Below are 6,446 nucleotides of genomic sequence, written 5' to 3'. Positions count from 1 at the left end.
TGTGCATGAGCGTCATCTTTGCATCTCCCATGACAGTCAACCGACAGGTGCGGTTGGGGATTCCCGCCACGCTTGCGGGGCAAACCCGGGCGGGCGAACCGTTACCCCGTCCGCGGGGGCCGTCGGATTCCCAGAATGATCACGACGCCGGCTCCTACCACCGCGAGCAGTTCTGGGACTCCCCCGACGAGTGCCGCCGGAGACAACGTCGTGGCCAGTGGCAGGTCCGCGACCAGGTAGCCGGCAGTACGTTCCGGCAACTCCCCCACCAAAGTGCCGTCCGGCAAGAACTGGGCCGAGATGCCATTGGTCGCCGCCACGACGGTCGACCGTCCGTTTTCGACCGCCCTGACCCGGGCCATCGCCACCTGTTGTTCGGACTGCCCCCCACCGGTATAGGTGGCGTTGTTCGTCTGGACGGCCAGCAACTGCGCGCCGCCGAGGACAGTGCCCCGCACGATGTCGTCGTACGCCACCTCGAAACAGATCACGTTGCCGACGACGATGGGTCCGATCTGGAGATCTCCGGGGCGATCTCCTGCGGCGAAGTCGCGCGGTACGAGTTCAAATCGTCCGATGAGCGACGTGAGTAGCGACCGGAACGGGACGTACTCGCCGAAGGGGACGGGGTGTTGTTTGACGTATCGATCGCCCGGTCCGGTCTGCGGATCCCACACGATTCCCACGTTGAGCACTGTGTCGGGATCATCAGGATTGGTGACCACGGCACCGACCAGGATGGGCGCGTTGATCGCGCGGGCGGCGCTGGTGATCGCCTCGCGCGCATCCGACTGGGTGTAGGGGTCCAGGTCGCTGGCGTTCTCGGGCCAAACGACCACTTGCGGCTGCGGTACGTCTCCGCGGGCCACCGCCTCGGCGAGCCGGAACGTCTCGGTGACATGGTTGTCGAGGACCTCGCGGCGTTGTCCTGCATTGGCGAAACCCAGACCGGTCGCGGGGACATTGCCCTGGACCACCGCCACGACCTCGTTGCCTGATGCTCCGGTCATGGTCGGAAGAAGCCCCAGGACCCACGGCGCAACCACGACTGCCACGAGGGCCGCTGGGCCCGTGCGGCCGGCGCGAAGATGCAGGACCCCCCACAGAGCAAGTGCGCCGCCGGTGGCGACGAGGAACGTGAGCAGGGCGGTTCCTCCCCACCAGCTCGCGTCGAGCCAGGCAGCGTCCGATTGGCTGAAGGCCAGGCGCCCCCACGGCCAACCCCCCAACGGGATGCGGTCGCGTAACGCTTCCTGGGCGACCCATACGACGCCGACCCACAGCGGCCACCAGGACAGCCGGGTGACCACGGCGGTCGCGGCCCCCGCAAGACCGATCCAGACTCCGGAGTACAGGGTCAGGAGGAGCCACGCGTCCGGCCCTACGACTGCGATCCACCTCACCAGGAAAGCGAAGAAGACGACGCCGGAGCACAAGCCCAGCAGCAGGCCCCACCGCACGCGCTGGCGGTAGCACGCCCACGTCATGAGTGCGATGGCTACCACGGCCAGCGGCCACCACCCGATCGGCGGGAACGCCGCGGCCAGGCACGCCCCCGCTACTGCAGCGACCAGGACCGCGAAGCGGGGACGGATCACATCAACTGCCCATCGCTGTGAATCAGCCGGCCACCCGAGATCGTCAGCCGACAGGCCGGGTACGGACCGTACTCCGACAAGGTCGGCAGCAAAGGAGTTCCTGAACTCGGGTCCGTCGACCAGGCCGCCACCCGCTCGTCCGGGGCCTGGACCATGAGGTCGGATGCGTCCCACACCGCCAGATGCGCGCGGAATCCCGGACGGATGACACCGGCATCGTCGATCCCGACCGCTCGCCAACCCCCGCGTGTGTGCGCCGTGAATGCGGAACGGGCCGTGATGCGCCATTGCGGGGTGCGGTGATGGATCGCGGCGGCGACCGTATGCCAGGGGGTCACCGCGGTGACCGGGGTGTCCGAGCCGAATGCCATCGTGATGCCCCGCCTGCTGAACTCGCTGAATGGGTTCATGGTGGCCGCTCGGGACTCACCCAGACGGGCCGCGTACATGGCGTCCGGACCACCCCAGAGTGCATCGAACTGCGGTTGGACACTGGCGGTGATGCCGAGTTCGGCCATGGTGGTCAGGGCATCGGGGGTCGGCATCTCGACGTGCTCGAGCCGGTGCCGCGCCGCCCGCAGGGCCGCCGGGCCAAGTTTCGTCGCGGCGCTGCGGAAACCCGCCAGAACCTCTGACAGGGCAGCGTCACCGATGACATGGAAACCCGCCTGCACGCCAAGTTCGGTGCACTCGACGACATGATCGGCCACCTCGGGGGCCGTGACGTGTGCGACCCCTCGGGTGGCCCGGTCCGCGTAGTCGTCGCTCAGCCAGGCGGTGTGGGAACCCAGCGCACCATCGGCGAACAGGTCGCCGCCGGCGCCGATCGCTCCTAGCTCGCGGGCGCGTTGCGCCCCACCGAGTTCACCCCAATAGGCGGTGATCTGCGGATCATCGGAAGGATCCCGTGACAACAGGGCAGTCAGATCCTTCTCGCTGGAGATGTCGGGACCGGCCATCTCGTGGACAGCTGCCACACCGGCGGCGGCGAAGTGCGACAACGCTGACGTGTGCAGTCGGTCGCGCTGCGCCGCGGTGATGGTGTCCAGGACCGACCCACGGGCGAAGTGATGAGCGTCCGAACGCAGCAGCCCGGAGGCATCGAATCCGTCCTTGTCACGCACGGCCGGCAATCGGCGCAGCATCGCCGACGAGGTGAGCGCGGAGTGGACGTCGATCCGGGTGAGGTACAGCGCGACATCCCCGGCGGCGATATCGAGTTCACCCAGGCTGGGAAGCGTGGCGTCAGGCCAGGTCGATTCGTCCCAGCCATGACCCAGAACCACATCACCGGCCGTGACCGACTGGCAGTGGTCGGCCACTCGGCGCAGGACGTCGGCCGCTCCGGTGGTGTCGGTCAGATCCAGGCCACCGAGGTTCATCCCGGTGGCGGTGACGTGAACGTGCGCGTCGACGAAAGCCGGCGTCACGAGTGCGCCCTGCAGGTCGACAACCTGATCGACCCCATCTCGCTGCGCCAGAGCAGCCCCTTCGTGTCCCACCCACGCGATCATGTCCCCGTCGATCAACACGGCGGTGGCACCCGGATCGTCCGGGGTGTGCACGAAACCGTTCAGCAGCAGCGTCCTCATCGCAGCAGATTCCGGGCGATCACCATGCGCTGCACCTGGTTGGTCCCCTCGACGATCTGCAACAGTTTCGCCTCCCGCATGAAACGCTCGACCGGGAAATCCTGGGTGTATCCGGCGCCTCCCAGGACTTGGACCGCATCGGTGGTGACGGCCATCGCGTTGTCGGTGGCGACCAGCTTGGCGATCGCGGCCTCGGTCGAGAACGGCAGCCCGGCATCCCGACGTCGAGCAGCCGCGAGGTAGAGCGCACGGCCCGCCTGCACTCGAGCGGCCATGTCAGCAAGGAGGAAGCCCAGTCCCTGGAAGTCGGCGATGGGCCGACCGAACTGGTGTCGGTTCTTCGCGTACTCGACTGCGGTATCCAGCGCAGCCTGGGCCACTCCGACCGCGCACGCTGCGATCCCCAGCCGTCCGGAATCCAGGGCGCCCATGGCAATCCGGAACCCCCGACCCTGCTCACCCAGAAGTCGGTCGCCCGGAACCCGCACCTCGGTGAGCACGACTTGGGCAGTCGTCGATCCGCGGGCGCCCATCTTCCGCTCCGGAGCAGCCGCGCTCAATCCCGGCGTGGTGCTGTCGATGAGCAGGCACGAAATCCCCGCGGCTCCCTGGGTCCCGGGCTCCCGGGCGAAGACATTGTAGAAATCGGCTCGACCACCGTGGGTGATCCACGCCTTGGTTCCGTCGACGATGTACTCGCCTGCCTCGTGGCGCGCCGTCGTCGTCAGCGCCGCGGCATCCGAACCCGACTCCGGCTCGGACAGGCAATAGGCTCCCAGCAGTTCGCCGCCGAGCATGTCCGGCAGCCAACGTTGCTGCTGTGCGGCTGTGCCGGCCGTGGCGGTCGGGTAGCAGGAGAGCACGTGCACGCTGACCCCCATGGCCACGCTGAGCCATGCGGCCGCGAGTTCCTCGAGCACCTGCAGGTAGACCTCATAGGAAACGTCTCCACCGCCGTATTCCTCGGGATACGGCAGCCCGAGCAACCCCGCTTTGCCGAGCAGGCGGAAGGTCTCGCGCGGAAACTCACCGGATTGTTCGTGCTCGGCGGCGACCGGGCGGAGTTCGCGGTCGGCCATGTCGCGGGCGAGTTCGAGGAGGGCCTCGGATTCCGCGTCAGGAAGTTGCCGCTGGATCATCGGATCACCTGCAGCTCCCGAGGTCTTTCGTTCAAGACGATGGGCCCATCGGAACCACACACCACGATGTCCTCGATCCTCGCGCCATCGAGTCCGGATCGGTAGATGCCGGGTTCGACAGAGAAAGCGAACCCCGTGTCAAGAGGCAGCGCGTTGCCCGCCACGATGTAGGGCTCCTCGTGCGTCTCCAGGCCAATCCCGTGACCGGTGCGATGCACGAACAGGTCGCCGTAGCCCTCGCTGGTGATGATGTCGCGGGCGATGGCGTCGATCGTCTCGCAGGGCACACCAGGTCGTACCGCCTGGACCGCCGCCCACTGAGCTCGTTGGAGCACGTCGTAGTAGGCGCGGAACTCTGGCGCCGGTTCGCCCACGCTGTACGTGCGGGTCGAGTCACTGCAGTAGCCCGAAGCCATGGTGCCTCCAATGTCGACGACCACCGGATCCCCGACGCCGATGACACGGTCACTGACCTCGTGGTGCGGGCTGGCCCCATTCGGACCCGAACCCACGATGACGAAGTCGACTCGGACATGTCCGGCGGCAAGAATCGCTCGCTCGATGTCCGCAGCGACCTCCCGCTCCGTGCGTCCCGGTCGGAGCCATCCGGGGACTTGTTCATGCACGCTGTCGATCGCCTCCGCTGCCGCCCGCAACGCCGCCACCTCGTCCGCTGACTTGCGCATCCTGAGCGATCCGAGCACCGGCCCCGCAAGACGCAGAGAGACATCCGGCAGCACCGCCTGGAACCCGAGGGTCTTCTGGGCCCACATGTGGTCATCGACGGCCACGACAGCCACCGGACCCAACATGTTCGCCGTTCGAGCGTAGGGATCGTCAGTCTCCGCCCAGGGCAACAGGTCCAGTCCCAAAGCACCGACAGGTGAGGCCTCGGCCGCCGCGATCTCCAACTCGGGCACCACCAGGAACGGCTCGGCACCGTCGCGCAACACCAGACAGGTGAGCCGCTCCAATGGGACCGCGTCGTATCCGGTGAGGTACTGCAGGTCGGGCCCCGGCGTCACCAATAGGGCGCTCCACCCCTGGGCTTCTATTCCCCGCTGGGCTGCCTCCAGCCGTTGTCGAAGGTCATCGCCCGACACTGCTCCGTTCACCATGGGACCACCGTAGTCCTCAGCGCGGCACGGCATGATGGGTCCGTGAACCGCCTCATGCTGCTGGACAGCGCCTCGATGTACTTTCGGGCCTTCTACGGCGTACCGGACCGGTTCCATGGACGCGACGGGACTCCCACCAACGCGGTGCGTGGATTCCTCGATGCGATCGCCCGGTCGATCACCCAGTTCGCGCCGGACGAGTTGATCGCGTGTTGGGACGACGACTGGCGACCGGCGTTCCGGGTCGCACTCGTCCCCAGTTACAAGGCTCATCGGGTGGTCACTGGCTCGACAGATGATGCGCGGACAACGGCCGACGACACGACCTCCGAGGAGGAGATCCCGGACGCACTCCAGGTCCAGGAGCCGATCATGCGAGACGTCCTGGCGGCGATCGGGATCGCCCGGGTCGGCAGCGCGGGCTTCGAGGCGGACGATGTGATCGCACACTACGCCCGGGGCCACCGTGGACCCGTCGACATCGTGTCCGGCGATCGTGATCTGTTCCAACTCGTCGACGACGCACGGGCAGTGCGGGTCATCTACACCGCGAAAGGGATGAACAATCTGCAACTCGCCACCGACGAATGGCTGCGGGACAAGTACGGCGTCACGGGCCACCAGTACGCCGACATGTCACTGCTCCGCGGTGACAGCAGCGACGGTCTGCCCGGCGTCGTCGGGGTCGGGGAGAAGACCGCCGCGTCGCTCGTGGACCGGTTCGGGGGGATCGAGGCGATCATGGCCGCGGCCGCCGCCGACGACTCGACGATCGCGCCTGGACTTCGGCGCAAACTGCTGACCGCCGCCGAATACATCACGGCCGCGGACCAGGTGGTCCGACTCACCCAGCCGGTGCCGGTTCCTGATGTGGACCCACAACTTCCCGCGCAACCAGCCGACCCAGATGCGCTGGTGGATCTCGCGGACCGGTTTGACCTGGACGGACCCATCAACCGACTGCTGGGCGCGCTGCGGGTCTGACCGCAGCCCTGATCA

Annotated in this window: 5 protein-coding genes; 1 reads left to right on the top strand and 4 read right to left on the bottom strand. The window is 67.4% G+C overall.

What is annotated here, in order from left to right; translation table 11 throughout:
- Positions 1-101: 101 nt before the first annotated feature.
- From lnt to V9E98_00830, 4 genes are read right to left on the bottom strand one after another with little or no spacing between them, the layout of a single operon-like run.
- Positions 102-1,598: an apolipoprotein N-acyltransferase gene (gene lnt / locus V9E98_00845; protein MEI2715544.1), complete on the bottom strand. Its 1,497-nt coding sequence runs from the start codon at positions 1,596-1,598 to the stop codon at positions 102-104.
- Positions 1,595-3,190 carry an amidohydrolase gene (locus V9E98_00840; GenBank protein ID MEI2715543.1) on the bottom strand — a complete coding sequence of 532 codons (1,596 nt, stop codon included), beginning with the start codon at positions 3,188-3,190 and terminating at the stop codon, positions 1,595-1,597. The genes lnt and V9E98_00840 overlap by 4 nt, the downstream gene beginning before the upstream one ends.
- Positions 3,187-4,329, bottom strand: coding sequence for an acyl-CoA dehydrogenase family protein (locus tag V9E98_00835; protein ID MEI2715542.1), 1,143 nt, complete (start codon positions 4,327-4,329; stop codon positions 3,187-3,189). Before V9E98_00835 ends, V9E98_00840 begins: the two co-directional genes overlap by 4 nt.
- Entirely contained in the window at positions 4,326-5,447 is a 1,122-nt protein-coding gene (locus V9E98_00830; GenBank protein MEI2715541.1) for a Xaa-Pro peptidase family protein, read from the bottom strand. Before V9E98_00830 ends, V9E98_00835 begins: the two co-directional genes overlap by 4 nt.
- Before the next feature lie 42 nt (positions 5,448-5,489).
- Here V9E98_00830 and V9E98_00825 point away from each other — a divergent pair, with 42 nt between their 5' ends.
- Positions 5,490-6,431 carry a 5'-3' exonuclease gene (locus V9E98_00825; GenBank protein MEI2715540.1) on the top strand — a complete coding sequence of 314 codons (942 nt, stop codon included), beginning with the start codon at positions 5,490-5,492 and terminating at the stop codon, positions 6,429-6,431.
- The last annotated feature ends 15 nt before the right edge of the window (positions 6,432-6,446 follow it).

It is taken from the genome of Candidatus Nanopelagicales bacterium (assembly GCA_037045355.1).
Taxonomy (GTDB): domain Bacteria; phylum Actinomycetota; class Actinomycetes; order S36-B12.
Note: the sequence above shows the minus strand (reverse complement) of the source record. Positions and strands in the feature narration are given on the sequence as shown.

What these genes read in the sequence shown, in the direction of transcription:
- V9E98_00840 (MEI2715543.1), bottom strand. Translation starts at nt 3,190, where the DNA reads ATGAGGACGCTGCTGCTGAACGGTTTCGTGCACACCCCGGACGATCCG.
- V9E98_00835 (MEI2715542.1), bottom strand. Translation starts at nt 4,329, where the DNA reads ATGATCCAGCGGCAACTTCCTGACGCGGAATCCGAGGCCCTCCTCGAA.
- V9E98_00830 (MEI2715541.1), bottom strand. Translation starts at nt 5,447, where the DNA reads ATGGTGAACGGAGCAGTGTCGGGCGATGACCTTCGACAACGGCTGGAG.